The 25,627-nt window shown below is 46.8% G+C and carries 18 protein-coding genes and 1 riboswitch; of the genes, 9 read left to right on the top strand and 9 right to left on the bottom strand.

Annotated features, from left to right (window positions below; all coding sequences use genetic code 11):
• Positions 1 to 46: 46 nt before the first annotated feature.
• Positions 47 to 373: an AAA family ATPase gene (locus NG795_RS17170; RefSeq protein ID WP_367289869.1), complete on the top strand. Its 327-nt coding sequence runs from the start codon at positions 47 to 49 to the stop codon at positions 371 to 373.
• 123 nt (positions 374 to 496) lie between these two features.
• Here NG795_RS17170 and NG795_RS17165 read toward each other — a convergent pair whose 3' ends face one another.
• Positions 497 to 874: a hypothetical protein gene (locus tag NG795_RS17165; RefSeq protein WP_367289866.1), complete on the bottom strand. Its 378-nt coding sequence runs from the start codon at positions 872 to 874 to the stop codon at positions 497 to 499.
• Between the two features lie 284 nt (positions 875 to 1,158).
• Here NG795_RS17165 and NG795_RS17160 point away from each other — a divergent pair, with 284 nt between their 5' ends.
• The 3 genes from NG795_RS17160 to NG795_RS17150 all read left to right on the top strand — a co-directional run bounded on the left by NG795_RS17160 (position 1,159) and on the right by NG795_RS17150 (position 3,350).
• Positions 1,159 to 1,722, top strand: a complete 564-nt coding sequence (locus NG795_RS17160) for an RNA 2'-phosphotransferase (RefSeq protein WP_367289865.1) — start codon at positions 1,159 to 1,161, stop codon at positions 1,720 to 1,722.
• 94 nt (positions 1,723 to 1,816) lie between these two features.
• A complete protein-coding gene (locus NG795_RS17155) occupies positions 1,817 to 2,671 on the top strand; it encodes a hypothetical protein (RefSeq protein ID WP_367289864.1) in 855 nt (284 codons plus the stop codon).
• A gap of 37 nt (positions 2,672 to 2,708) precedes the next feature.
• Positions 2,709 to 3,350 (top strand): ThiF family adenylyltransferase, encoded by a 642-nt coding sequence (locus tag NG795_RS17150; RefSeq protein ID WP_367289863.1) that lies wholly within the window; start codon positions 2,709 to 2,711, stop codon positions 3,348 to 3,350.
• Between the two features lie 191 nt (positions 3,351 to 3,541).
• Here NG795_RS17150 and NG795_RS17145 read toward each other — a convergent pair whose 3' ends face one another.
• The gene (locus NG795_RS17145; RefSeq protein ID WP_367289862.1) at positions 3,542 to 3,703 is read right to left on the bottom strand and encodes a hypothetical protein; all 162 of its coding nucleotides are present in this window, start codon (positions 3,701 to 3,703) and stop codon (positions 3,542 to 3,544) included.
• Positions 3,704 to 4,072: 369 nt separating this feature from the next.
• On the opposite strand from NG795_RS17145, the gene NG795_RS17140 reads away from it, so the two are divergent.
• Complete coding sequence (locus NG795_RS17140) at positions 4,073 to 11,242, top strand: PAS domain S-box protein (RefSeq protein ID WP_367289861.1); 7,170 nt, start codon at positions 4,073 to 4,075, stop codon at positions 11,240 to 11,242.
• Positions 11,243 to 11,492: 250 nt separating this feature from the next.
• Entirely contained in the window at positions 11,493 to 13,601 is a 2,109-nt protein-coding gene (locus tag NG795_RS17135; RefSeq protein WP_367289860.1) for a response regulator, read from the top strand.
• A gap of 90 nt (positions 13,602 to 13,691) precedes the next feature.
• Here the strand turns inward: NG795_RS17135 and codA are convergent, their stop codons facing one another.
• The 6 genes from codA to NG795_RS17105 form a co-directional block, all read right to left on the bottom strand.
• Positions 13,692 to 14,960 carry a cytosine deaminase gene (codA, locus tag NG795_RS17130; RefSeq protein ID WP_367289859.1) on the bottom strand — a complete coding sequence of 423 codons (1,269 nt, stop codon included), beginning with the start codon at positions 14,958 to 14,960 and terminating at the stop codon, positions 13,692 to 13,694.
• A 209-nt stretch (positions 14,961 to 15,169) separates the two neighbouring features.
• Positions 15,170 to 16,162, bottom strand: a complete 993-nt coding sequence (locus tag NG795_RS17125; RefSeq protein WP_367289858.1) for an EamA family transporter — start codon at positions 16,160 to 16,162, stop codon at positions 15,170 to 15,172.
• A gap of 315 nt (positions 16,163 to 16,477) precedes the next feature.
• Positions 16,478 to 16,912 carry a pentapeptide repeat-containing protein gene (locus NG795_RS17120; RefSeq protein ID WP_367289857.1) on the bottom strand — a complete coding sequence of 145 codons (435 nt, stop codon included), beginning with the start codon at positions 16,910 to 16,912 and terminating at the stop codon, positions 16,478 to 16,480.
• 43 nt (positions 16,913 to 16,955) lie between these two features.
• Complete coding sequence (locus NG795_RS17115; protein WP_367289856.1) at positions 16,956 to 18,698, bottom strand: tetratricopeptide repeat protein; 1,743 nt, start codon at positions 18,696 to 18,698, stop codon at positions 16,956 to 16,958.
• Positions 18,685 to 18,861 carry a hypothetical protein gene (locus NG795_RS17110; protein ID WP_367289855.1) on the bottom strand — a complete coding sequence of 59 codons (177 nt, stop codon included), beginning with the start codon at positions 18,859 to 18,861 and terminating at the stop codon, positions 18,685 to 18,687. Before NG795_RS17110 ends, NG795_RS17115 begins: the two co-directional genes overlap by 14 nt.
• A 237-nt stretch (positions 18,862 to 19,098) precedes the next feature.
• Entirely contained in the window at positions 19,099 to 19,422 is a 324-nt protein-coding gene (locus NG795_RS17105) for a DUF4278 domain-containing protein (protein ID WP_367289854.1), read from the bottom strand.
• Between the two features lie 39 nt (positions 19,423 to 19,461).
• A riboswitch (Glutamine riboswitch) is annotated at positions 19,462 to 19,554 on the bottom strand.
• A 382-nt stretch (positions 19,555 to 19,936) separates the two neighbouring features.
• Between NG795_RS17105 and NG795_RS17100 the strand changes: the two genes are divergently transcribed.
• Positions 19,937 to 20,704: a hypothetical protein gene (locus NG795_RS17100; protein WP_367289853.1), complete on the top strand. Its 768-nt coding sequence runs from the start codon at positions 19,937 to 19,939 to the stop codon at positions 20,702 to 20,704.
• 212 nt (positions 20,705 to 20,916) lie between these two features.
• Positions 20,917 to 21,384 (top strand): SsrA-binding protein SmpB, encoded by a 468-nt coding sequence (smpB, locus tag NG795_RS17095; protein ID WP_367289852.1) that lies wholly within the window; start codon positions 20,917 to 20,919, stop codon positions 21,382 to 21,384.
• A gap of 95 nt (positions 21,385 to 21,479) precedes the next feature.
• On the opposite strand, the gene rpsU is transcribed toward smpB, so the two are convergent.
• Complete coding sequence (rpsU, locus tag NG795_RS17090) at positions 21,480 to 21,662, bottom strand: 30S ribosomal protein S21 (protein ID WP_015149204.1); 183 nt, start codon at positions 21,660 to 21,662, stop codon at positions 21,480 to 21,482.
• Positions 21,663 to 22,541: 879 nt separating this feature from the next.
• On the opposite strand from rpsU, the gene NG795_RS17085 reads away from it, so the two are divergent.
• Complete coding sequence (locus NG795_RS17085) at positions 22,542 to 25,229, top strand: EAL domain-containing protein (protein WP_367289851.1); 2,688 nt, start codon at positions 22,542 to 22,544, stop codon at positions 25,227 to 25,229.
• Positions 25,230 to 25,627 lie beyond the last annotated feature (398 nt).

Below are 25,627 nucleotides of genomic sequence, written 5' to 3'. Positions count from 1 at the left end.
TGGGCTTCAGCTTCTAATCTGGTACGTCGGACTCCTCATTCATTAGATAAATTTATCACCACAAGTCCTGAAGAGCCTGGAAAATTTCGTTCCCCCCAGTTATTTAGAAAAAATTTGCATCATTATTAATGAAGCAGATAACCTCGCCCAAGACCGGGGAAGCGAAGCCGCGCAACACAGTAATAAAACTGAACATATCCTGAGTTTACTCGATGGCACTTTATATCAAAGCGTTTTAGATGTAGAGGGTATCAACGCTCAACAAAAATTGGTGTTTTTAATGACTTGTAACACAACCGAACGATTGGATCCGGCTGTCTTAAGAAAAGGGAGAATTGACTTAATCTCTGAATTTACCCATCCTTTTGTTTAAGGGATTGGCGTTGAACCCGGCCCTGAAAAAGTGGGGCCTTACTTGCCCTAAGCAAGCCAGACCCCACTCCCTCTAAATTCCCCAATCTCTAACCCTTTCTACGGGTTTTTATCCGGGTGTTACTTATTTTGGAGAAACCGTGATAGCAGGATTCTTGCAAAAATCTACTGCCTCAGCGAAGCCTTCTGTTCCATCTTCACTACGGGTAAAAACATCATAAAGACAAGGGTCTCCTTCAACCCAATCTTCATCGGCCCAATAAAATGGAGCCGTCTCCCCCGGATCGATGGGTGAATCACCTAAGATACTGTCGCCCCAATCGGCCTGCTCCGTATCATCAACATAAAGTTCGGTAATCGGGCTACCTGTATTATTGGTAACCGTAAATTCATATTGAGGGCTGGTTTCAGCGTGGACGGCTGTAGCAACTACAGGGAGAGAAGAGACCACACCAACCCATAAAAACCGCAAGAACTTATGAACCGTTAAATTTGAGGTCATTTACACCCTCCTTGAGGGCATTCTAAAAGTGGATTAAACGATATCCTATCATTCTTTTTCCATTTGTCAACCCCCTTTTTTTAAAGCAGTCAGGCTGGAAACAAACCATTTGGATCCTGTCCTGAGTTAAACCCTCAAATCAGAAACGTGCCTAAGTGGGCCTGGGAAGAGTTCTCGATAGGAACCTTATCCCCGTAAAAACCAGTAGACTATCTGGAAAATGCAGTTTATGCAGAAATTCCCCAGAATTTCTCTACTACCCTTCTAACCTCCAGGGAACTTTGATGAGCGAAACTTCTCACCTAATTAAACTCAGTAAATATCTCAGCTATCACTTAAGACACAATCCCGGGGAAATCGGATTAAAACTCGAACCCGGGGGATGGGTGGCGGTGGAAGCTTTATTAGCAGCCGCACAAGCTCACCAGTTCCCTCTCACCCGATCGCAACTGGATTTAGTCGTAGAAACCAACAATAAACAGCGGTTTTCCTTCGATGCCACCAGAACTCGAATTCGAGCCAATCAAGGCCATAGTATTCCCATAGATTTGCAACTGGAACCCCGTTGTCCCCCGGATATTCTCTATCATGGCACGGGACATCACGCCGTTGAGTCAATTCTGGCCCAGGGATTACAAAAAAGAGCGCGCCATCATGTTCATTTATCCCCCAATCTTGACACAGCAAGACAGGTAGGAATGCGCCAGGGTAAACCTGTAATTTTCACCATTAAATCTGCCGAAATGCACCAAAATGGATATTTATTTTACTCTTCTGATAATGGGGTTTGGCTGGTGGATGAAGTGCCGCCAGAGTATCTAATTTTGGGAAAAAACAAACCTCAATGAAATAGAGAAAACAGTGAAAGATTATCGCTCTCTATTACATCGTTAACTCAATAAAATTTCCGGTAAATCATTAAAGTTGTTTTGAAAACCATCCATGAAAAATATTCGTAACCTGCTCAAAGAATTGGCCATTCAAGAGGCTCAATTGCCGGGAAAACAGTTTCTCGCTCCAGCGGTGCAGGGGGGACGAGTTCGGCTGCGAATGGCGGGAATCATTTACACCTTTGAAATTGAGCCCAGAGGGTTTGAAGGGTGGGGAATTTTTGAGGCGACTGCACCGGGAAAAGCCCAGCTCATCGAACCCGCAGAGTTCTTGCAAATTGCTGAATATTTGGAGCAATTTCCCCAAGCGCGGTTATGGTTGGCTTATCCGTTGCGCGGTCAAACTTGGTTGGCTTATCCGATGAATGAATCAGACTGGATTCAACGCACAGGAACGGTGAAACCTGTGGTGGTTCATTTGGTGGGAGAAGGGGGAAAGTTTGACCCGGTTGTGGTGCGGTGGGATGGCAAAAATGGCTGGTTTGAAGCCTGCGATCGCCGTGCCGACCCATTCCCCACGGAACAGCTTAGAACCGAGTTAAAGCGCTTAACCCAGCCCAAAGACTTGAGCTTTAAAGGACTGACGCCAGAAATGCGAACCGTTTATGAACAAGTCTGCGGAAAAATCGCCGAGTTTAATCCTAAATGGCAACATTACCAGGATGAAAAACGGTTGCAAGCGGCGTTAAAAATGGGCGGAGGTGAGTTACAGAGCTTTCAGGAAACGGGGGATGAGTATTGGACTGTTCACTGGACAACCCGGAACGGGGAACAGCATACTTCGGCCATTTCTAAACAAGATTTAACGGTGTTTAGTTCTGGGATTTGTTTGAGTGGAAAAGACCGCGATTTTGATTTACAGTCCCTGATTGGGGTGATTGAAAATCGGGATGAATGGTTTGACTAATTTGATTCAAGTGTTTTTTTGTAGAGTGATTTAAACCATGTCGATGTATTTTCATGAACAACTGTATAGAACACCGGAAGTCATGGCGAAACTTCAGGGCTTTCCGGTGACGATTTGTGGGGCGGGTGCTTTGGGGGCGAATCTGACTGAAAGTTTAGCCCGCAGTGGTTGCCAAGGGTTGACGGTGATTGATCGCGATCGCATTGAGGAGCGCAATCTTTCCACCCAGCCTTATTATCGGTCCGATATTGGCGCATTTAAAGCGAAGATTTTAGCCAACAGTCTCTATCGGGCGGTGGGAATTAAACTGGAGGTTCAAACGAAAGAATTGACCGCCGAAAATGCCAGCAAACTCATCGAAAATCACAGCGGCTTAGTGATTGATACCTTTGACAATAGTGGGTCTCGAAAAGCCGTGGCAGATTACTGTGCCACTCAGGAAATCCCCTGTCTTCATGTAGGACTGGCTACGGATTATGCAGAAATTATATGGAACGAACTGTATCGCATTCCTTCCCCGGTTCAGGATGATATTTGCGATTATCCCTTGGCGAGAAATTTAGTCATCCTCACCGTGGCTGTTGCTTGTGAGGTGATTATTGAGTTTGCGATCGCCCAAGTGCGTTCTAGCTATACAGTCACCCTGGGAGATTTTGCAATTCAACCGTTTACAGTTTGAGAGTCAGCCTCGTTTAGGGACTTTACCTCAATCACCCAGATAGCACCATCCCCAGTCCCCGAAAAACCGGACTTAAGCCCCTGTTACCACCCCGATCCAAGCGGGGAGATAGGGGGGTAACGCGCTCATTGTGGCAACAGGGTGAATGATGATGGCCATCGACTGACCGCTTCAACAGCGTTTGTAATCTCTTAATCCAGATAACCCATTAACTCCGATTCCTTCGCCGGGTTATTATTGGCGGCGATCGGACGACCGTGAGGGCCCGGGGCTAATTTAGTGATTTGGCTCCCGGGATTTGTGCTATCCTGAACGCTCTGAGTTTGGGTATCCTTATCCTGCGCTTTAGGCACGTTTAGACTCCTCTTTGACTGTATTGATTTACTATTTTAGGCGATTTTAGACAACCCTGAATAAAAATCGGGTAAACTAAAGGACAGAAGTAAAACTAAAATCCGAAGTTGTGGGAGGTCACAGAAAAACCACCCCGATCCGGGTTGATGTTGCGCCATCCGCTCATCTCGATGAACAGTTCAGGGGAAATTCAGTCAAACTGACTCGGTTGAATTGGGTCAGTTTGCTGTCAAGTCAGGGTCGCAGCGCTCATCCATACAGGGATGATTTATTAAGAAGCCGACACCGGAAAATAGATGAGTTTATCGAGGGCAAAACATGAGTTTTTCAGGGTTCTGATTGAGTTCTTTACAGTTGGCTAACGGGCTATGGGAGCTATTTTTTCCAGATTTCGACTAAAAATTCCCCTGCAACTCGTATTAAATGTCCCCCTTGTCCTGCTATTAGTTTTGACGGTAGGACTGACCAATTCTCTATTTTTGCATCGAACTCATGAGGCAACGGATATGATTGCCCACGAGTTAATGATGAAAGCCGGGGCTAGGGTAGATTTGTACCTGGATAACTATTTTGGTCTAGCCGAACAGATTAATCGCAGTAATGTGAATGCCGTGGCATTTGAACGCCTCGATCCCCAGAATTTAGAGGAGATAGAACGCCAACTCATCTGGGAAATTTCCAGTTTCAATCAGATTCCCTATATTCTGTATGCCAATGAACAAGGGGATGTCAGAATTGCCCGTAATTTTGAGGGGAAGACGACCCTAGGGGTGATCAATCATTCTCCGAGTCAGACTTTTGATGAATATGAGATTGATGCTAATGGTCAACGCAGCCTAGAACCGCTACAACGAGAAGTGCTCTCGTCGGATTGGGATATTCGAGAACGTCCCTGGTATCTGGCCGCTAAACAGCAGCAAGGACCAGTCTGGACTCCTCCCTTTCAACTTTGGAATACCCAAGAGTTCGCGATTAATGCGAGTTGGCCGATTACGGACCCGGTTAGTCACACCCTGACCGGAGTTTTTGGGATTAATTTACCTCTGAGCCAGGTCAATCAGTTTTTACAACAAATTAAATTAGGGGAGTCGGGGATTATTTTCATCCTGGAACCGGATGGAAAATTAATTGCAAGTTCTGCCGGGGAATCCCCTTTAATTCAAAGTGTTCAAGCACTCATTCAGTGGAAAGAAGGCAGGGAAAGTTCTCCTCATTTTTGGCGATCAACCCGGGACTATTGGCTCTCGAAACTTCCGAATTGGAGTCAACATAAGTTACTGGAACAATGGGATTTTATGGAGCAAGGTCAACATTATTTTGCTCATAGCCAGCCCTATCAAAATGGAGAGAATAGCCTGGAGTGGCAGATTGTAACGGTGATCCCGGAAGTGGATTTAATGGGACCGTTAAATGAATCCTTTAAACAGAGCATGGGGTTGGGAGTATTCGCCGTCATGATAGCCGTGGCCTTGGGGACCTGGTTGACTCATTGGATTGCTCGTCCGATTGTGATCCTCAGTCAAACTGCCGCTACTTTAGCTCAGGGCGATTTGCAGCGAAATCTGGATGAAAATTTACCCATTCAGGAAATGGCGGGAATGGCGCGATCGTTCAATCAGATGTCGGCACAATTGCGGGAGGCATTTGCGCGTCTTCAGAGCAATTTGCGCGAGTCTGAAGCCCGATATGCTACGATTTTCCGTCACAGTCCCGATCCGATTATCATTACTCATCTCCAAAGTAGACGCTTGCTCGATGTTAATAAGGCTTTTTTAGAATTAGCAGGGTATGAATATGACGAAGTGATTAATCGCGGCTGGAGAGAGCTTAATCTGATTGTTAACCCGGAGGAATCTGATATCATGCGGCAACAACTGCAGGAAACCGGGGTGGTTAAAAATCAAGAATTGCACTGGCGTACCAAATCCGGAGAGATTAAATTTTCTCTGGTTTCTTGTGAAGTCATTCACCTGGATGGAGATCCGGTTATTCTTTCCATTTTGAAAGATATGACTGAACGCCAAGCCATTGAAACAGCCCTGCGCGAAAGTGAAAAACGATTTCGGGAGATTGTCCAGACGATTGGCCAGATGTTTTTCGTGCGATCGGCCACCACGGGAGAGTTTATTTATATTAGTCCGGCTTACGAAGAAATCTGGGGACGAAGCTGTGAAAGTTTGTATCAAGATGCTAACTCCTGGAAGGAATCCATTTATCCAGAAGACCGCCCCTTGGTGGAGGCTTCTCTCGCTGAACAATTTACCGGGAAGCCGGTGGAAAGAGAATATCGGATCCGGCGACCGGATGGGGAAATTCGCTGGATTTATGCTCAAATTAACCTATTGCACGATGCCGTGGGTAACCCGGATCGATTCATCGGGTTTGGGGAAGATATCACCTCTCGCAAAGCCTTAGAACTGGCACTGACGGCTTCTGAACAAAAGTTAAATGATATTCTTAATAGCTCGATCGCCGCGATCGTGCGAACTAAAATCTTGAGTAATCAAGAGTGGGAAATAGATTATTTATCTGCCGGATGTGAAATTGTCTTTGGCTATACTCCAGAAGAATTTTTGCAGGACAAATACATTTGGATGGCTCGCATCGTCCCGGAGGATATAAAGCAGGTAATTTTACCCTTATTTAATAGAATTTCTCAAGAAACAAGCAGCAGTTTTGAGTATCGCTTCCGGCACAAAGGGGGTAGTGTGCGCTACTTATCGACCCGATATACTTCCCGATTTGAACCCCAGGAAAACTGCTGGTTTGTCACTCAGGTCACCGTGGATATTACCGATCGCAAGCAGGCGGAAGCGGCCCTCAAACAGAGTGAAGAACAATATCGCCGGATTGTGGAAACGGCTAATGAGGGAATTTGGAGCATTGATGCCCAAGATTGTACCAATTTTGTCAATCCCAAAATGGCGGAAATCCTCGGATATACCCCGGAAGAAATGCTGGGAAAATCCCTCCTTGATTTTATGGATGAAGCGGGAAAACAAGAGGCCAGAGAAAAATTAGAACGGCGTAAACAAGGAATCATCGAGCAGCATGACTTCCTATTTTACGGCAAACAGGGCTCACCCCTTTGGACCCTGCTCTCGGCAACGCCAATTTTTAATGAAGCGGGAGAGTATGTGGGGAGTTTGGCAATGGTGACGGATATCAGCACCCGTAAACAAGCTGAACAGGCCCTAGCTCGCAAAACCCAGCAGGAACACCTCTTAAATCAGGTGATTCAAGCCATCCATCAATCTCTAGATTTAAGCACCATCTTCTCCACTGCCACTATGGGGATTGCCCAACTGGTGGACTTTGAACGGGCTTCAATCGTGCATTATATCCCGGAACAGGGAGTCTGGACTCATCTATATTCCTATAATAAATACTCGGAATTACCGGAAGAAGTCGCTGAAGATATCCCGGATGAAGGCAATCCTTTTGCCGCACAACTCCAACAACTGCAAGTGGTGGTGGTGGATACCCGGACCATTGAGGACCCGATTAATGAAGAAGTGGCTCGCGATCGCCAAGGGCTTTGGTTATTAGTTCCCATCGCCGTGAACGGCAGAATCTGGGGTTCTCTAAGTTTATGGACTCCCAAATACCTCCGGTGGCAAGAGGACGAAATCGAACTGACTCGTCGAGTCGTAGAGCCCTTGGGCATCGCCATTCATCAAGCCAATCTCTATCAGGAAAGCCAAGCTGCTCAGGCCGCTTTCCGAAACAGTGAATCGCGATTACGGTTAGCCCTAGAAGTTTCCAATACCATTGCTTGGGAACGAGACCTTAAAACTAATCAAATCGTCTTTTCGGCCACAACCTTTGATTCGCTTCCTCAAGTCATGTCCTACGCCGAATACCTCGCCCTAGTCCATCCCGAAGATCGAGAAGAATTGGATCAGCTAAATGAAGAAGCCATTCGCCACGAGGGAGGGTTTAAAACGGAATATCGCATTTGTTTTCCCCCGAGGGATCTAGGATGGCGGTGGATTCAGGTCCATGCTCAGGTTGTCCCTGATGTGACCGGAATCTCCAATCGCATGATCGGAATGTCCATTGATATGACCGATCGCAAGCAGTCTGAAGAAGTCTTAAAAATCACTTTTAATCGCCTGCAAAATCTGGCTAGAGCAGTACCGGGTAATATTTATTCCCTCGTTCAACATCCGGATCACTCCTTAGAATTTGAATATATTAATCAGGCGATTGAGGAAATTATAGAAATTCCCTTGCATCAAGTCTTTCAAAATGTAGAAAGCGCCATTATTGATGTAATTCATCCGGACGACAAAGCCGGATATTTTGCAGCGGTTCAAGCCTCCAGCGAAACCTTAAAAGTATTTAAACATGAATGGCGAATTATTACGCATTCGGGAAAAATTAAATGGCTCCAAGGGAACTCGCAACCAGAGCAGCGAGAAAATGGAGATATGGTCTGGCATGGAATTATTTTAGATGTTAGCGATCGCAAATTAGTCGAGGAAAAACTCCACCAGAGTCAAAATGCGTTAGTAGAAGCCCAACGCATCGCTCATTTAGGAAACTGGTCCTTGAATCTGCTCACTCAAAAGCTAATCGGATCTAAGGAAACCTTTCGGATTCTCGGATTTGAATCCGAACCCAATGACCCCACTTATCGAGAATTCTTACAGCGAATTCACCCCGAGGATTTACCCCAATTTCCCCAGAATTTTCCCGACATCCTTGCTCAAGAGTTCCCCCTCGAACATGAATTCCGGGTTCTTTTACCCGATGGCAGGGTCCGCTATATCCTCAGCAAAGGACAGCCGGTTTTCAATGAATTTGGAGAAAAAGTTGAACTTTTTGGCACATTCCAAGACATCACTGATGCTAAACTGGCAGAGCAGGAATTAAGGGAAAGTGAAGAAAAATTCCGACAAATTGCTGAAAATATTCGAGAAGTTTTCTTTATCCTGACCCAATCCGGCGAGATGATTTATATCAGTCCGGCTTATGAAGAAATTTGGGGGAGGAGTTGCGAGAGTTTATATCACAATCCCCAGGATTGGTTAGAATCGGTTCACCCCGAGGATCGCGAGGATATGCGAGACAGCTTAATTCGCCAAATTAGCGAAGGAACCGATTTCGATGAAACCTACCGCATCGTCCAACCCCACGGAGAAATCCGCTGGATTCGATCGCGGTCCTTTCCCATACTCAATCCCTCTGGGGAATCCTACCGCTTTGTCGGAATTGCCGAAGATATCACCGATCGCAAACAGGCAGAGGAAGCGATACAGTGGAGCGAATCTACCCTGCGGAGCTTCTTTAACAGTGCTTCGATGCTGATGGGAATTGTCGAACTCTATCCCAATGATATTCGGCATTTGACCGACAATCTAACCAGCGCCCAATTTTTTGGCACAACCACCGAAGCGATGAAAAATCGCTTCGCCAGGGAGATGGGTGTTCCCGAAGCGTCTCTGGAGATGTGGTTGAGTCACTACCGCGCCGCGCAAGACACAGGAATGCCCGTTAAATTTGAGTACAAGCATCTCACTCCCGGGGGTGAAAAATGGCTATCTGCCAGCGTTTGTCCCATTTTCGGAATCACGAGCGCTCACCCGAGATTTTCCTATATTGTCGAGGATATCACCGATCGCAAACAAGCTGAGTTCGCCCTCCAAGAACGAGAAAGGATTCTGCGAACCCTCGGGGACAATCTTGATAAAGGGCTGATTTATCAGTTGGTCCGAGAACTCGATGGACGCTATCATTTTACTTATATCAGTGCCGGAATTAAACGGTTAGTTGGACTGGAACCGGAGGCAATTATAGCGGACCCCGCCTTATTGCACAGCCGAATTTTTCCCGAAGATCAACCGTTAAACGCCCAGCTTACGGAAGAATCTTTTCAAAATTTGTCTCCCTTCCAAATACAGATGAGAAAGTACAACCATGAGGGAAAAATTCAGTGGTCACAACTGCGGTCAGTGCCGCGTCAGATGGAGGATGGACGCACCATTTGGGATGGCATTGAAATGGATATCACGGATCTCAAACAGATCGAAGATGAACTGCAACAGGCCAAAGAAAAAGCGGAATCGGCCAACCAAGCAAAAAGCGAGTTTTTGGCCAACATGAGCCACGAAATTCGGACGCCGATGAATGCCATCTTAGGATTTTGTGAATTACTTAAGGGGATGATGAACGAGCCACAACAGCAGTCGTATCTTCAGACTATTGCTACAAGTGGCCAAACCTTACTGGCCCTCATTAACGATATCCTGGATCTGTCTAAAATTGAGTCAGGGAAGCTGGAATTAAACTATGAACCCGTCTTAATTCGAGCGTTAGTGAGGGATATTCAACAGATTTTTTCCCAGAAGGCAGAAGCCAAGGGTCTGGGGATATTTATTGAAATTAGTGAATCGGTTCCGGAGGGGATTATCTTTGATGAAGTCCGCTTGCGGCAAATCCTCTTTAATGTGGTGGGGAATGCCCTGAAATTTACGGAACAGGGGTTCGTGACGATTCATGTGAATGCTGATTTTTCCAAGACCCGTGACCCGTTCCATTTGAGTTTAGAGTTGGCTGTGTCTGATACAGGGATTGGGGTAGCATCCGATCGCCAAGAGCATATTTTTGAGGCGTTTATCCAAAACGATGGTAAAACCACTCGTAAGTATGGGGGCACTGGGTTGGGGTTAGCCATTACCAAACGACTTACGGAAATGCTGGGAGGAACGATTGATTTAAGGAGTGAACTCCATTGCGGCAGTACCTTTATCTTTGTTTTTCCCGAGGTAGAAATTGCCAAGACCGAGATTGGCCAGTTCGAGTCGGCACCTGTAGATGAAAATTTAGAGCAGTTCCAACCGGGGACGATTTTAATCGTGGATGATGTCCCGTCGAATTTGGAGTTAATTGCGGGTTATTTTGGCCAAACAAAGCATCAACTGCTATTTGCGCGGGATGGCCGCGAAGCCATCGAACAGGCGATCGCCTCCCAACCTGATCTAATTTTACTGGATTTGTGGATGCCTGAGTTCAACGGCATCGAAGTGGCGCAATTTCTCAAGAACAACCCGGAAACCCAGCAGATACCGATTGTGGTGGTCACCGCTTCTTCGCGAGCCAGTGATGAGGCCGTTGTCAAATCGTTATGCCAGGGGTTTCTACGCAAACCGCTGATGCGCTCGGAACTGGTTTCCTTGTTAAAGAGTGTTTTACCCCAGGAAGAAGGGGAGAAAGCCCTGAGGCTTTGTTCCCCGAACAGGTCACTTTTGGAACCTCAACAACCCCTTGAACGGAAAGTGGTAGGAGAATTGCCAGTATTACTTGAACAACTGCGTCAGGAAGAAGAAACAACCTGGCCCATGTTGTCTCAAACCATGAAACGGCGTGACTTAAGAAACTTTAGCGATCGCTTGCACGATTGGGGGTTAGAATATCAGTGTCAGGCACTCTTAGACTATGCGACGACTCTCCAAACCCAGATAGCCGCCTTTGACTGGGAACGCCTGCCTAAAACCCTAGAAAAATTTCCCGAGGTTAGACGCTCATTATTATGAGGCAATCTTCTTAAGGGGCGGATTGTGAAGAGTGGAAAAATCGGGTCTTGGGGAATCGATTCCCCAAGGCTTGTTGAGGGGAGTCCTCCAAACCGAAACGGCATCCAGTCCGTTGTCTTCCCTAAACCAAAACTCCACTTGTTTAAGGGACTCCAAAGCCCAACCTCCCTCTAACTTTCCCCGATGATATGGCACCGCTTGGATGAGTGCCTTTCTTGTTTAATTCTTAACCGTAAAATCCCCAACTTTTATGTTGTTATTCCAACCCGAAGATTGTTTAATTTTAGTGGTAGATGATGTCAGGCAAAATCTCCAGGTCATTGGGGAAATATTAGAAGTGGCGGGGTATGAAACTACTTTTGCCCCAAGCGGTCAACAAGCTTTAGAGCGGGTGGAAAGCGCCCATCCGGATCTGATTCTTCTGGATTTGATGATGCCAGAAATGAGCGGATTAGAAGTCTGTGAAATTTTAAAAAATACTCCTAAATTTAGCGAAATCCCTATAATATTTTTAACTGCCAGTAATGAAGTCGAAAATTTACTCCAAGCCTTCAAAAAAGGGGCTAACGATTATATTACCAAACCCTTTCGTTCCGAGGAAATATTAGTCAGAATTGAAGCCCAGTTAACCAATCAAAAACTTAAGCAAAAGCTAGAAGAAAAAAATCAGGAACTTGAAATAGAAATCGGGGTTCGGCGACGGACGGAAGAAGCTCTGCAAGAGGCGGTAGAGTTAGCGAATGCCGCGAATCGGGCTAAAACCAGCTTTCTGGCCAACATGAGCCATGAGTTACGGACTCCTCTGAATGCAATTATCGGGTTCACTCAATTGTTGAGCCATAGTTCTAACTTAACTCTGGAACAAAAAAATAATTTAGGCATTATTCATCGTAGTGGAGAACATCTTCTTAATTTAATTAATGAAATTTTAGATTTATCTAAACTGGAAAATTATGACGATAATGTGCCGATTAATTTGATGGAATTTATCTTAAAAGATATGTTGGTCGAACTCGAAGAAATGTTTCGACTCAAACTCCGGGAAAAAGGGTTAAATTTGGACATTATCGTAGAGAGCCGGGTTCCCCTCGTCATCGAGAGCGATCGCCTCAAACTCCGGCAAATTTTAATCAACCTTTTGAGCAATGCGATTAAATTCACTCCTTCGGGAGAAATTAAATTGCGTGTGAATGCCCTCCTCGACGCGGAAAACACCTTTTTAAGTTTTGAAATAACCGATACCGGCAAAGGGATTAGTTCCGAGGAAATCAGCAAGCTATTCCAGCCTTTTGTCCAGACGGAAACGGGCATGGCAGCGGCAGAAGGGACGGGACTTGGGTTAGTGATTTGCCGTAAATATGTACGCTTGTTAGGGGGCGAGATTACGGTTAGTTCTGAACCTGATGTGGGAACAACCTTTAAATTTCAAATTGCCGTTAAGCCGGTGGAATCAACGGACCACTTGGGAGAGCAAACTTGGTCCCCCAGAGTCGTGGCGATCGCCCCCAATCAACCCACCTATCGGATTTTGGTCGCTGATGACCAAGCCACTAACCGGGAACTGCTGACTACGATGCTTTCATCCGTGGGATTTGAGGTGAGAGAAGCCACAAATGGTCAAGAATCTGTTGAAATTTATAACAGTTTTGACCCCCATTTAATCTGGATGGATCTACGAATGCCCATCCTCGATGGATGCGAAGCCACCCGAAAAATTAAAACAATTTCTCAAGGGGCACTCCCCACCATTATCGCAGTGACTGCCAGTGTTTTTGAAGAAGATAAAGCCGCTATTTTATCCGCTGGCTACGATGATTTTCTGATTAAACCCATTCAAGAGTCCAAAGTGTTTGAAATGCTTTCTAAGCACTTGGGGGTATCCTACGTTTATGAAGAAATGACTTCTATTTTAAGCGAAAAATTGCGCTTCAGAGAAAATCAATGGAAAAATTTAAGCAAATTATCCACTTCCCTGATTTGTGATCTCGAATATGCGACTTTAGCCCTTGATGATGAACAACTCAATCGGCTTGTTTCAGAAATTCCTTCGGAATGCGGCGAACTAGAGCAAATTATTCGAGAGTGCTTAGAAAATTTTGATTATAATACCATTTTGGAAGCCATAAAATCCGTTAAGTCTGAACGATTTGCTGACTCCCACCTCTCTAGCGAATGGATTGTTGAGATGACTCAGGCTATCTACAGGGCTGATGCCAGGGAGATTCAGCAACTGATTGTTCAACTCCCTCCCCACCATAGGACCTTAGCCGAACAGTTACAATATTATTTAGCGCATTTAGATTATCAAAATATTCTCCGGGCGATCGCCGAGCTTGAGGAAACCCCCCCTCCCAATTAATTCACCCCCTGATGTTTCCCGATTCATCTTTCTCTATCCCACCCCTATTCCACAATCCCCTCCTACTATTCATCATTTCCCATCTCAACATTAAACCCCCTCACCCCAATTCTCTAGTTCCCAAGTGGTGATGGAAGGTTGGGTTTGGGCGAGTAATCTGCCTCGCGCCATCACATATCGCACCGGAGGACGACGGCGTAATATCTCAAATTTACGGTCTGCTTCCCAGATGATTAAATTGGCCGGTTTGCCAATTTCTAACCCATAATCCTGTTCAATTTTTAGGGTTTTTGCGCCATGAGTCGTGACCATATCATAACAGGCATTGATTTCCTCAACCCCAGTCATCTGACAAACATGAAGCGCCATATAAGCCACATCAAGCATATTTCCCGTCCCTAAACTGTACCAGGGGTCTTGAATACAATCCTGTCCTAAAGAAACATTTAAACCATTTTGCCATAATTCTTTGACTCGGGTGATGCCGCGTCGTTTAGGATAGGTATCTGTCCGTCCTTGCAGGGTAATATTAATTAAGGGATTCGCCACAAAGTTAATCTGCGATAGCCTCAAAAATCCCATTAATTTATTGGCATAAGCATTATTATAAGACCCAAAAGCCGTCGTATGAGAAGCGGTAACTCGCTCACCGAAACCACTGCGAATGGCACAAGCGGCCACCACCTCCAAAAAGCGCGACTGATCATCATCAATTTCATCGCAGTGAATATCAATCAGTCGGTCATATTGTTGGGCCAATTCAAAGATGCGATGAACCGATCGCACTCCATCCTCCCGGGTTAATTCATAATGGGGAATCCCCCCCACCACATCTGCACCCAGTTTTAACGCTTCTTCCAGCAATTCTTCTGTCTGGACCTCTCCATAAATCCCATCTTGGGGAAATGCCACCACTTGCAACGTCACCCATTCTTGAATCGCCTCTCTCACTTCCAACATCGCCTGTAACGCGGTGAGGTCTGGCGTACTCACATCCACATGGGTGCGAACGAATAACACCCCCTGGGATGCCAATTGTTTCAAGGTTGCGATCGCCCGTTGCTTGACATCCTCCCGGGTCAATTGGGGCTTGCGTTCCCCCCAAATTTGAATCCCCTCAAATAATGTCCCGCTTTGATTAAACCGAGGTTCTCCCGCAGTTAAGGCGGAATCTAAATGAATGTGAGATTCCACAAACGGAGGACTAACCAGGTGGCCCTGAACATTCAGTTCCCGAGGGGCCTGCCCAGATAGGTGGGGGGCGATCGCCGCGATCCTCCCCTGTTCCACCTGAATATCTACCCGTTCCCCAGTTAATAAGCGACAGTCCCGCAAGATTAAGCGATCGCCCTCTACCATGTTTTATCCCTGGATTGGCTAATTTTTCTCTAATGATGCTTTATAGGGAGCATCTCGATTTTGAAAAGAGACCTAACCCCCCAGCCCCATTCCCTACAACGGAAGGGGGAGAAAGACGTAAATTCTCCCCTCTGAGTAATAAAAAAATTTCCTTATTCTCCCTCTGCTCTCTAGGAGAGGGTCGGGGAGAGGTCAAAAATATCCCAGGATTAATCATACCAATCTTGCCGAACCATCGGTTCAGTAATTAATACTAATAAGCCTAAAATGACAATTACTAAAGCAAAGATTTGTTTGAGATCCAGGAAATCATGAACCAGAATAGCTCCAAATAGAACAAACAATGCCGGGACACTGGCGATCGCAGTCGCCCCCCGAGTCACCCCAGCGAGTAAAATCCCATAAGCAGTGAACGAATAACCCACCAAGGTTAAAATCCCTAAAATGACACTCCCCACCATCAAACGGGGTAACTCCGACAGTGGCATCGAGATCGCCGTCCCGGGTAACGGGAAGATTAAACTCAGGGACGCGAATCCCAGCAGCGTTGCCAAGGCGATCGCACTAAAGGGGAGGGGATGAAGCGATCGGGTCCCTCGATAGGTCAACAGCAAATAACTGGCAAAAGCAATCCCCCCAACCATTGCCGCCAAAATTCCCAAGAACCCTTGGATTGGAGTTGCGGCAAACATAGCCGGAACTTTTAAGGCGAATAAACTGCCAATCGTGACAATCGTCATCGCTGTAATTCGGGTTTGATGGGGACGATATCCCCAGAATTTCCAGGCCCCAAGAGTTGTTAAAATCGGATAGATCAGGAAAAATCCCACCACTACCCCAGGGGGAATTTGCCAACAGCCGATGGCGATCGCCTCCCACGCCACAAATAGGGAAAATCCACTGAGAATGGCCAGCTTTAATACCTTGGGATTTTCTCCCCTGAATAGCTTCTTGAGGTCTTCTCCCAGTTGCGGATAATAAAATTTTCCCAGGATAGGGATGCCAGCAACGGAAGCAACTGCCTGTATCCAAAAAATCAACTGCCAATTCCCCTGCGTCTGGGGAAGCAATCCCCCCCATTCAATCGTCCCGAAGATGAATTTTTCCTGAAACATCATCTCGACGAAAATGGGAAATAAAGCTAACTGCACCGCAGCCAGCATCAGCAACCATAAACCCGACTGAATATAAGATAATCGCATAGTGAATTGGCACGATTTGAGTAATTTTTAGGACCTAAATCAAGGTAATTTAGTCCGGGTTAGCGCGGGTTATAACGAGTCTAAATCATTAGGACTATAGAATTCAGAAGTGGGAGCATCTTGCTCCTGCGGACTACAAGGGAGCCCGATGCTCCCACTCCCTTTAAATTTTTTCCAATCCATTTAGAATCGCTCTATCACATCGGGGTAAGGATTAAACCCAACCACAAAAATTCGGGTTATTGGAGCATCGGCACAGTAAAATCAAGACAACCGGGCTTCTTGATCAACTCATGCCCTAGTCCCCTGACGAGTTTATTTTAAATCCGGATTCCGGACTTGGACGCCGCTGCTACCCTGAAGAACCGCCCCTGTAAAGTCGGTGCCGTTGAGATTCGCACTGACTAAAATCGCATCTTGAAGATTCGTACCGCTGAGATTAGCATAACTGAGGTTGCTGCTAAACAAATTCGTCTCAATCAAAATGGCATTTTGAAGGTCAGCAGCGGTTAAATTAGCATCCATCAGATTGGCTTGGCTAAGAATAGCTTTTCGCAAATTGGCACCCATTAAATCCGCCCCCCGTAAATCTAACCCGGTGAGATCCGCCCCACTGAGGTCACAGTTGCGACATTCATTACCCGTTTGTAGCTGCAAAAGGTGCTCTGGGTTAGCACTGACAGCTAGAGTGGGAAATATCCCCAAGTGAATCAATCCGACTGCTGTTGCTATTGTGATTCGTTTTAACATGGCTTCACCCTGAATAGGAGGGAAACGAACTGAGTTTTTCCCTCTAAGTTAAATCGGTTTCATTGGGAAAAACCGGAGATTGTGCCAGTTTTTCATGGAGGCGGTTGCGCTTTTCGATCGCATCGGTACAGGTGGGATCAACTTCCAGGGCCACACCGTAGGAGCGCGCCGCTTCGGGATAGCGGTGCAATTTCTCCAAGCATTCTCCGCGCCGCAACCAAGCTGGGGAATGGGTCGGTTTCATTTGGATCACCGTATCATAGGCGGCGATCGCCTGGGGATATTGACCAATTTTGCTCAAAACTCGCCCTCGTTTCATCCAGGGTTCATAATGATTAGGCCAGATGGCGATCGCCTGGTCATAGGCCACAATTGCATCAATATACCGTTGCGCTAACGAGAGTAAATCCCCTCGTTTCATCCAGGCTTGAGCATCGTTGGGTTTAACTTCCAGCACTTTGGCAAAGGCATCGAGAGCTTCTGGATAGCGTTCGAGTTTTTCCAACACTTCGGACCGTTTGACCCAGGACCGATAAAGAAACATTGGTTCTTGGGTCACTTGGACAACTTTTTCATAAGCCGTGAGGGCTTCTTCATATCTTTGGAGTTGTTCTAAAGCCAGTCCTCGGTGATACCAAGCCTCGGGAAAATTGGGCTGAATTTGAATGGCATTGCTCAGAGCTTGAATGGCATCTTGATAGCGGCCTAGTCCATACAAAGCCATGCCACGACCCAACCAAGCGGTGGATAAATTGGGATTAATTTTGGTAGCTTGGTCAAAGGAGGTTAAGGCGACTTCATACTGACCGGCATCGGAGAGGGCAATGCCTCGATTCATCCAAGCCTCGGGCCAGTTGGGATGTAATTCAATAGCTTTATCAAAACAGCCGATCGCCGCTTCTACCCATTGATGCTTGAGGGCGCGGCCTTTATAAAACCAGACTAAGGGATTGCTGGGGGCGAATTGAATCACCCGATCAAAGGAGGCGACAGCATCGGTATAGCGTTGCAACTTGTCCAAGGCGACACCGCGATTAAACCAGGATGCGGCATTCTCCGGGACCAGTTGCAGGGTGCGATCGTAAGCGGTGACGGCTTCGGCGTAGCGTTGCAGGCGATCGAGGGCGACCCCTTGATTGAACCAAGCGGCGGGGTTTTGAGGGTCCAGGGTGATGGCTTGTTCCAAGGAGGTTAGGGCCAGCTCCGGGCGATCGAGGCCAAGGAAAGTCAGACCTCGGTAATACCATCCGCTAGAGAGTTTGGGTTTGAGTTTGACTACTTTATTAAAGGCAGTAATGGCGGATTTGTATTGTTGGAGTTCTAAGAGCGATCGCCCTCGGAAATACCAGGCTTCATATTGATTGCTATTAATTTGAATACTTTGATCCAAGGAGGCCAAGGCTTCTTGATATCGGGTTAAATGAAAGAGACAACGACCTCTGAAGGTCCAGCCCCAATAGTCATCGGGGTTAACTTGAATCGCCCCATCATAACCGGCGATCGCCTCTTCATAGCGATGTAAATTCATCAGGGCCGTGCCGCGTTTCAGCCAAGCCCGATGCATCGAGGGCTTTTTTTGAATCGCTTTGTCATAAAAGGCTACTGCCCCGGCATAATTTTTTTGTTCATACAGTCGGTTCCCTCTTTCATAGTCCGAACCCGCCCCCAGCAAGTGGTTGACCCAGGACCACACCGGGGCAATCGGTCTCGCCGGAGGTGAACTGTCCGGGGGCGATGGAGGTGGGGTTAAGCCTTCGGGGGGCTGCAATTCGTCAAATTGGGTCATAATCAACGAGGGCTAGGTTCTCAACATAAGGACAGGCGACGGGCGATCGCCCACAGACGGATCTCGATATTTTTTCCAGGCGATCGGCGATTAATCCAGGGTGATGAGCTTGAACGACTGACCACAGCTTAACCGACTGCTGATCTCTACTTAATTTTGACATATAAAGACCCCTTCCTCTGCTCTAGGATTCCCGTTCAGGAGCGCAAAGAGCAACCGGGTCGGTTTACTCATTTTTGGGTCTTGCCGTTAGGGGACCGATGCTCTCGTTCCCATCGATCGCCCTGTACAAGCCCCTAAAAAAAATATCCCCCAGATGGGAGATATTTCAAACAGTTAAGTTGTTGAGAATTTATACTCAGCCTCTAGCTGACCAGGCTGAGTCTCAAATTACTTTTCCTTAATGGGCAAGAACAGGGATGCTCTTGAATTCAGCAGTCAAACGGCTCAACATCGAACGTTGGCGTTTTTCACCTTTGACTTGCCGATCCATCATCAGACGGCGCGCTTGTTCCGGTGCCGAGGTGTTTGCGGACTGTGGTTCACCAGTGGTCAACGCAACTCCCCGATACTTCAGTTCCACGGTCGTTTGCTGGACCGGTGCTTTCTTCTGATTGCAAAATTTCCAATCTAACCCGCGATATTTACCAGCCAGTTCGCCTTCGGTAACATCAACTTCTGCGGGAGTATATTCGTAAGTGGTGCCACGATATGAAAGTTTCATGTTTTTCGCCTCCTAAATAGAGTCTTGTTTGTAGGTTGAGGCGCGTTCCTTCGGGAGTGACTCCCTACTTCCGTCCCTTGCCAGCTTCATGCCGTTCAGAGATGAACTGGCTTGTGGTGAGGGATGAACGATTTACTTTCTGTATTCATTGTTACCGTTTGAAAATGAAATGTCAAGGGTTTTTCAAGTTTTTTCTCAAAATTACTCCTTAAGGCATAGATGGCCTCTCTCTCGACTACGGCTCAAACCCTTGCAATCAGAGCGATTGAGAGGTTTTACAGCCCCAGACTTAGGCAAATTTGGGGGATTTAAACCGAGAAATAGGGATAGCCAATGAATTGCCCCACCTCAATAGAGGACTCTATATGGCAAATCCGGAGACTCCGCCCCCCGCGAAACCCTCCCGACTACAACGGGGTCATCTGCCTTCATACCGGGCATTGGAGTTGGGTGTGGGCTCCAAAAGCCCCGGAATTTAACCCTGGACTGAACTTAAGGAAGGAGAAACCTGATCGTGAGCTATCGAAATACAGCCCGTTATCTCTTGAGTGTCCTGATGGTGTTGGCCGGGGCTGCATCCCCCACCATCGGGGCGATCGAACAGCCTGTTATTCAGGAAGTAGAATCCAATCAAACCTCATTTTTCTGGAGGCGACAGTCCGCACCCGATCGCCTCGAAGGAGTCTGGGGGATTACGGAAGCGAGAACTCCCCGGGGTCAAGCTTACACCGGCAGTCTCGATATCACGGCGATCGGGAATATCGACAATCTCTATCAAGTCTCTTGGGAAACCTCCCAAGGCAATTATTCTGGGTTGGGGTTTTATGAAGAGGGACGGTTATTGGTAGGGGCCGGACTAGACGAGGGGATTTATGGCGTGGCCCTCTATCGAATCCAGAACGATGGCACCTTAGATGGCAAATGGACCCTCAGTACCGCTAATGGGGAGGTTGGCACAGAACTAGCCACCGGAGGGCGATCGGGTGAGTTAGCGGGTTCCTATCAAATTAGCAGTACAGACCCTGGAGAAGAGGGTGCTTCCTCTAGTGGAGAATTAACCATTACCGAATCCCGCGATATCTATCAAGTCACCTGGAATGTCGATGATGAAACCTATCGCGGAATCGGTTTGCGGGTGGATGATTGGCTAGTTGTCGGTTGGGGGACTAGCACTAACCTTGCCGTATTTGATTATGAATTTAAGGGTAACGAAGGGACTGCACGTTGGGCTAGAACCGGCAGCCGGGAACTGGGGATGGAAAAGATTTCCCTAGAAGATTAGACGGCCCTCTCCTCTACTGTACGCCCGGACTAGAGAACGACAGCAAGTCGTGACGTTGAACAATGGGGTCGGGGGAGGGGAGATCGGGTTAAAGTGATGTAAGCAGTCGATTAAAAACGATAGGCTAGAAAGTAAGACAAAGGCGTTCAGGCTAGTTTTTAGCTGGATCGCCTTTCGTTGATCATAGAATGAGTAGAAACTAAGAAATACCGATGGCGCAACAAAGCGAAGGCATCAAAATAGTCAGTGATAATCGCCAAGCCCGTTTTTTATATGAGATTCTGGAAACATACGAAGCGGGGATTGAATTAAAGGGGACCGAGGTCAAATCCATTCGGTCCGGGAAGGTGAATATCCGAGATGGGTATGTCTTGTTTCGGGATGCGGAGGCGTGGCTGCTGAATGTGAATGTTTCCCCCTATCAGACGGCCAGTCTCTATTTTAACCATGAGCCGACCCGGACTCGGAAGCTGTTGCTGCACCGGGATCAAATCCGCAAGTTGATTGGGACGGTGGAACAAAAAGGCTTGACAATGGTACCGACAAAGATGTATCTCAAGCGTGGGTTAGTTAAGGTAGAGATTGCTCTTGTTCGAGGCAAGCAACTCCACGATAAGCGAGCGGCGGTGAAAGAACGGGAGCACAAGCGGGAGATAGAACGGGCGTTAAAGCAGTATTAGCGGTTCTAGCAAGCTGCTTCCCACTCCCGCACTATCTACTGCAAAGGCGAATCGCCAATGATGACCCCCGCTCCGATGAGCGGGTTGAGGGTCTTCTATCTGGAATATCTGCGTTTGCGTCGGCGTGCAATTTCTTTGCGCTTACGCTTTTCTAGGGGAGTTTCAAAGTGACGCTGACGCTTCATATCTGCATAAATTCCCTCTTTTGCAACTTGGCGCTTAAAGCGGCGCAGTGCAGATTCGATCGCTTCATTTTCGCCGACAACGACTTGAGTCATCCGGTATCCTCCTGAGTATCAACAATAAGATGGGCGGGTGAAATATGCTTTACCCCAACTCGGGTAAGCTTGATATTCCAGTCACGGAAATAGCCGATGGGGGCGATCCTCCCCTGGAGAGCCGTTTGCGAGGGTGGGGTTCACAATCGAAGGCTCACAGATAGGAGCACAAAGCCGTCCAGTCGCGCTTTGTCCGAAACTGGCTATCTGTTATGAATTGGCTTTAAAACCCGATAGTGTTTGTTGGCTTGTCTGTATCGCAACAAACACGACAATCAAACTTTATCTGCGAAATATATTTTAACACAGAATGGCTCGGGTTCAGGAAAAATCCCTGATTGCCAGTCCTTAGCAAAGGCGATCGCCTCGGCTAAATTGTTCTGGGCCCTTAAGGTGAGTCCAAGCGGGCGATCGCCTCACGCCTTCAGAGAAATCGGATTGTAGCATGAGAATGGGGATGACGTTTCCCTGGTTATTTTTCTAATCCGGAAAACCTTCGGGTTCTGTACAACAGGGGTCCTTGGTCCCTTGGTCCTTGGTCCTTGGTCCTTGGTCCCTTGGTCCTGGTCCCTTGGTCCGGGTACCTGATGCCTGGTGCTTTTACTAAAAAATATTAAAACAGTGGCCCCCTTTGAATATTTCCGGGTTAAAACTCGTAAAATTAATATAAATAGTTTGAGGGGGGGTAATTGGTAAGTAAATTAACTTGTAGCACCTAGGATAAGAACCCCAAGGCAACGGGGTGATGTTCGGGATTCTTGACTCAAAATTTTTCGGGGCAGTAGTTAGCTCATGCCTGGGAGCAGGGGTTTAGTCTCCCCCCACAATCCGGATAGCTCCGATTAAAATTACCATGCTAATGAAGGGTAGAACTCAGCAATGATTCGTAGAAAAGTCAAACACAGTGCAGTGGTTATATTAGACCGAGAAAATTTATTAAACCGGATTGCGAGTCGGATTCGTCAATCTTTAGAATTACATGAAATTTTAGAAACTACCGCCCGAGAAATTAGAGCTTTTTTAAATACCCATCGGGTAAAAATTTATCGATTTGAAGAAGATGGCAGCGGAGAGGTGATTGCGGAATCGATTCAAAGCGATCGCTTGCCCTCAATGTTGGGACTACGGTTTCCCGCTACGGATATTCCCGTGAAGGCGCGAGAGTTATTTCTAACAGCCCGTCAACGGGTGATCGTCGATGTGGCATCGGGACGCAAAACCACTGAAGAACTCGATTTTTCAGACAATGGAGAAAGTATCAGTCGAGGAGGGATCCGCTATTGGCCCGTAGACCCCTGTCATACGGAATATCTGACTAATATGGGGGTATCTTCTTCTTTATCCATTCCGATTCTCCACCAACAGCATCTGTGGGGATTGTTGGTTTCCCATCATGCTAAACCCAGACGATATTCAGAACGAGAAATTGAAATCGTTCAATTACTCGTGGATCAAATGTCAATTGCGATCGCCCAATCCGATTTGTTAAATCGCACTCGCAACCAAGCTCGCGATGAAGCGGTCCTGAATAAAATTAGCGGATTGCTGCATTCGCCTTTAGACATCAAAAAAATTCGCCAAACTGTTCTAAAAGAAACCGTACTCGCATTACGGGCCGATGCAGGCCGACTTTATATCAATCCAGACATGACGGGGGCAGTGGCTCAAATCTATACTTATGGCGTTCAACCTAGTATTGCTTGGATTGAAGAAACAGACTGTTGGCAACAGTTGATTAACAAGAGTGAGCAAATTGCGCCTCCCGAGACCAAGCCAGGAACTGAGCAGAAGGAAAATATCTCTCCCTCAGAACGGGCCAGCCTTGAGGGATATGAACTCGATTTACCCTCTCCTTTAAACGGAAATAGGGAATCCCACTCCTCCCCCCACTCTATCGTTTATTTGCACAGTGTCAGTATAGGCAATCTTTATAAAACACCAGCTTTCAGCCCCTTGGCCTTCGCTTTTCAAGGGACTAAAATTCGGTCGATTTTGATTGTTCCCTTAAAATATAATAAACAATATTTAGGATGTTTAACCTTGTTCAGAAATGAAATTGAAACGGAAACTTTATGGGCTGGACGAAATGATTTAGACGAACGAAACCAGAAACCTCGGGCTTCTTTTGAAGCGTGGCGAGAGATTAAAAAAGAACAGACCAAAATCTGGAAGGTTGAAGAAATTAAACTGGCTGAATCCGTGGGGACTCATCTCTATATGGCTGTCATGCAAAGGCGAGTTGAAAATTTGATTCGTCACGAAGCCTCTCACGATCGCCTAACCGGGTTAGCTAATCGTCTACTCTTTAGCGAGCGCCTTTCTTTGGCCCTCGCCGATACCCAACACCGGGCGGAAATGCTGGGGGTGATTTTTCTGGATTTAGATGGGTTTAAAACCATTAATGATACCCTGGGTCATGCACTTGGAGATTTGCTCCTCAAAATTGTCGCCGAACGGTTAAGTCGTTCTCTGCCCGAAGAAGATATGCTGGCGCGTTGGGGTGGGGATGAGTTTACGTTTTTAATTAATCATTTGAGCTCCGCTGAGGATGTGGCAGAAATTAGCAACAAAATTTTAAAGTGTTTTCAGGAACCCTTTCGGTTGGAGGAGCAAGATTTTTATGTAAAAGCCAGTTTAGGAATTGCCCTAGCTCCTTACGATGGAGAAGATGTAGAAACCCTGTTGAAAAATGCTGATGCAGCCATGTATCGGGCCAAGCAACAAGGGAGGAACAACTATCAGCTTTACACCCCGGCGATCGGCACGAAAGCCTGTGAAAGACTCCTGTTAGAAACGAGTTTACACAAAGCCTTAGACCGAGATGAGTTCCGGATGTACTATCAACCTCAAATTGATTTAAAAACGGGACGAATTATCAGTATGGAAGCGCTGATTCGCTGGCAGCATCCAGAACTGGGGTTAGTTCCCCCCAGTGAATTTATTCCCCTGGCAGAAGAAACGGGCCTGATCTGTCCCATCGGGAAATGGGCGATCGAAGCCGCTACCCGGCAAAATTACCAGTGGCAGTTAGCCGGACTTCCCCCGATTAGGATGGCGGTGAATTTATCAGCCCGTCAGTTTCATCAACAAAATTTACTGCAAGAAATCGCCCAAATTTTAAGGCAAACCAAACTCCCTCCTGGCTATTTAGAGTTGGAAATCACCGAAAGCATTGCCATGCAGGATGTGGACTTAACCATTTCTCTCTTGCATGGATTCCATGAAATGGGAATCGCCATTGCCTTGGATGATTTTGGCACGGGCTATTCCTCATTATCATCCCTGAAGCATTTTCCTTTAGATCAATTAAAAATTGATCGCTCGTTTATCCAAGAAGTGACCACTGAGTCCCCTGATGCGGCTATTATTGAGGCGATCGTCACCCTCGGGCATGGTTTGAATTTAGAGGTGATGGCTGAAGGGGTGGAAACCTTAGAACAGTTGGAATTTTTGAAGTCGGCAAATTGCGATGCGGCCCAAGGCTATTTATTTAGTAAGCCAGTTCCCGAGGAAATTGCCACCGAACTCTACCGGCAGTCTACATTTTCCTTTCATTTGAGTTCATAGTTTACCCACAGAGAATTACCTGCACCCATGACCGCCGGGGCTCCAGTTGGAGCCGGTTTTCTCCCCGGGTCAAACCCGGGGAGTTCTTTGTCTGCTTTTAGGGGCGATCGCCTCCTCATCTCAAAACATCGAGTTTCACCTTTCATTTGGATTGCAACTTGAGGTTTCTACCCTATAATATAAAAGACCTACAGCCCCCAAAGGGGTAGAGTTTGCCTTACAACCCTTGCCTCCCAGAGCCGTTGAATCGGTTTGACCTGGTTACAATTTCACAGCACTACCCCAGTGCGAACCTGCATGAAGCCGGTTTAAATGATGCTTTAAAACCGGCAGGCTTGGGCATTTTAACCCTAAGCAACTGGTGAATTTTCCATTCTAATAAATTCTCACCGAATACT

The organism is Laspinema palackyanum D2c, from assembly GCF_025370875.1.
Classification (GTDB): Bacteria; Cyanobacteriota; Cyanobacteriia; order Cyanobacteriales; family Laspinemataceae; genus Laspinema; species Laspinema palackyanum.
This window is presented reverse-complemented; position numbering and strand designations above follow the sequence as displayed.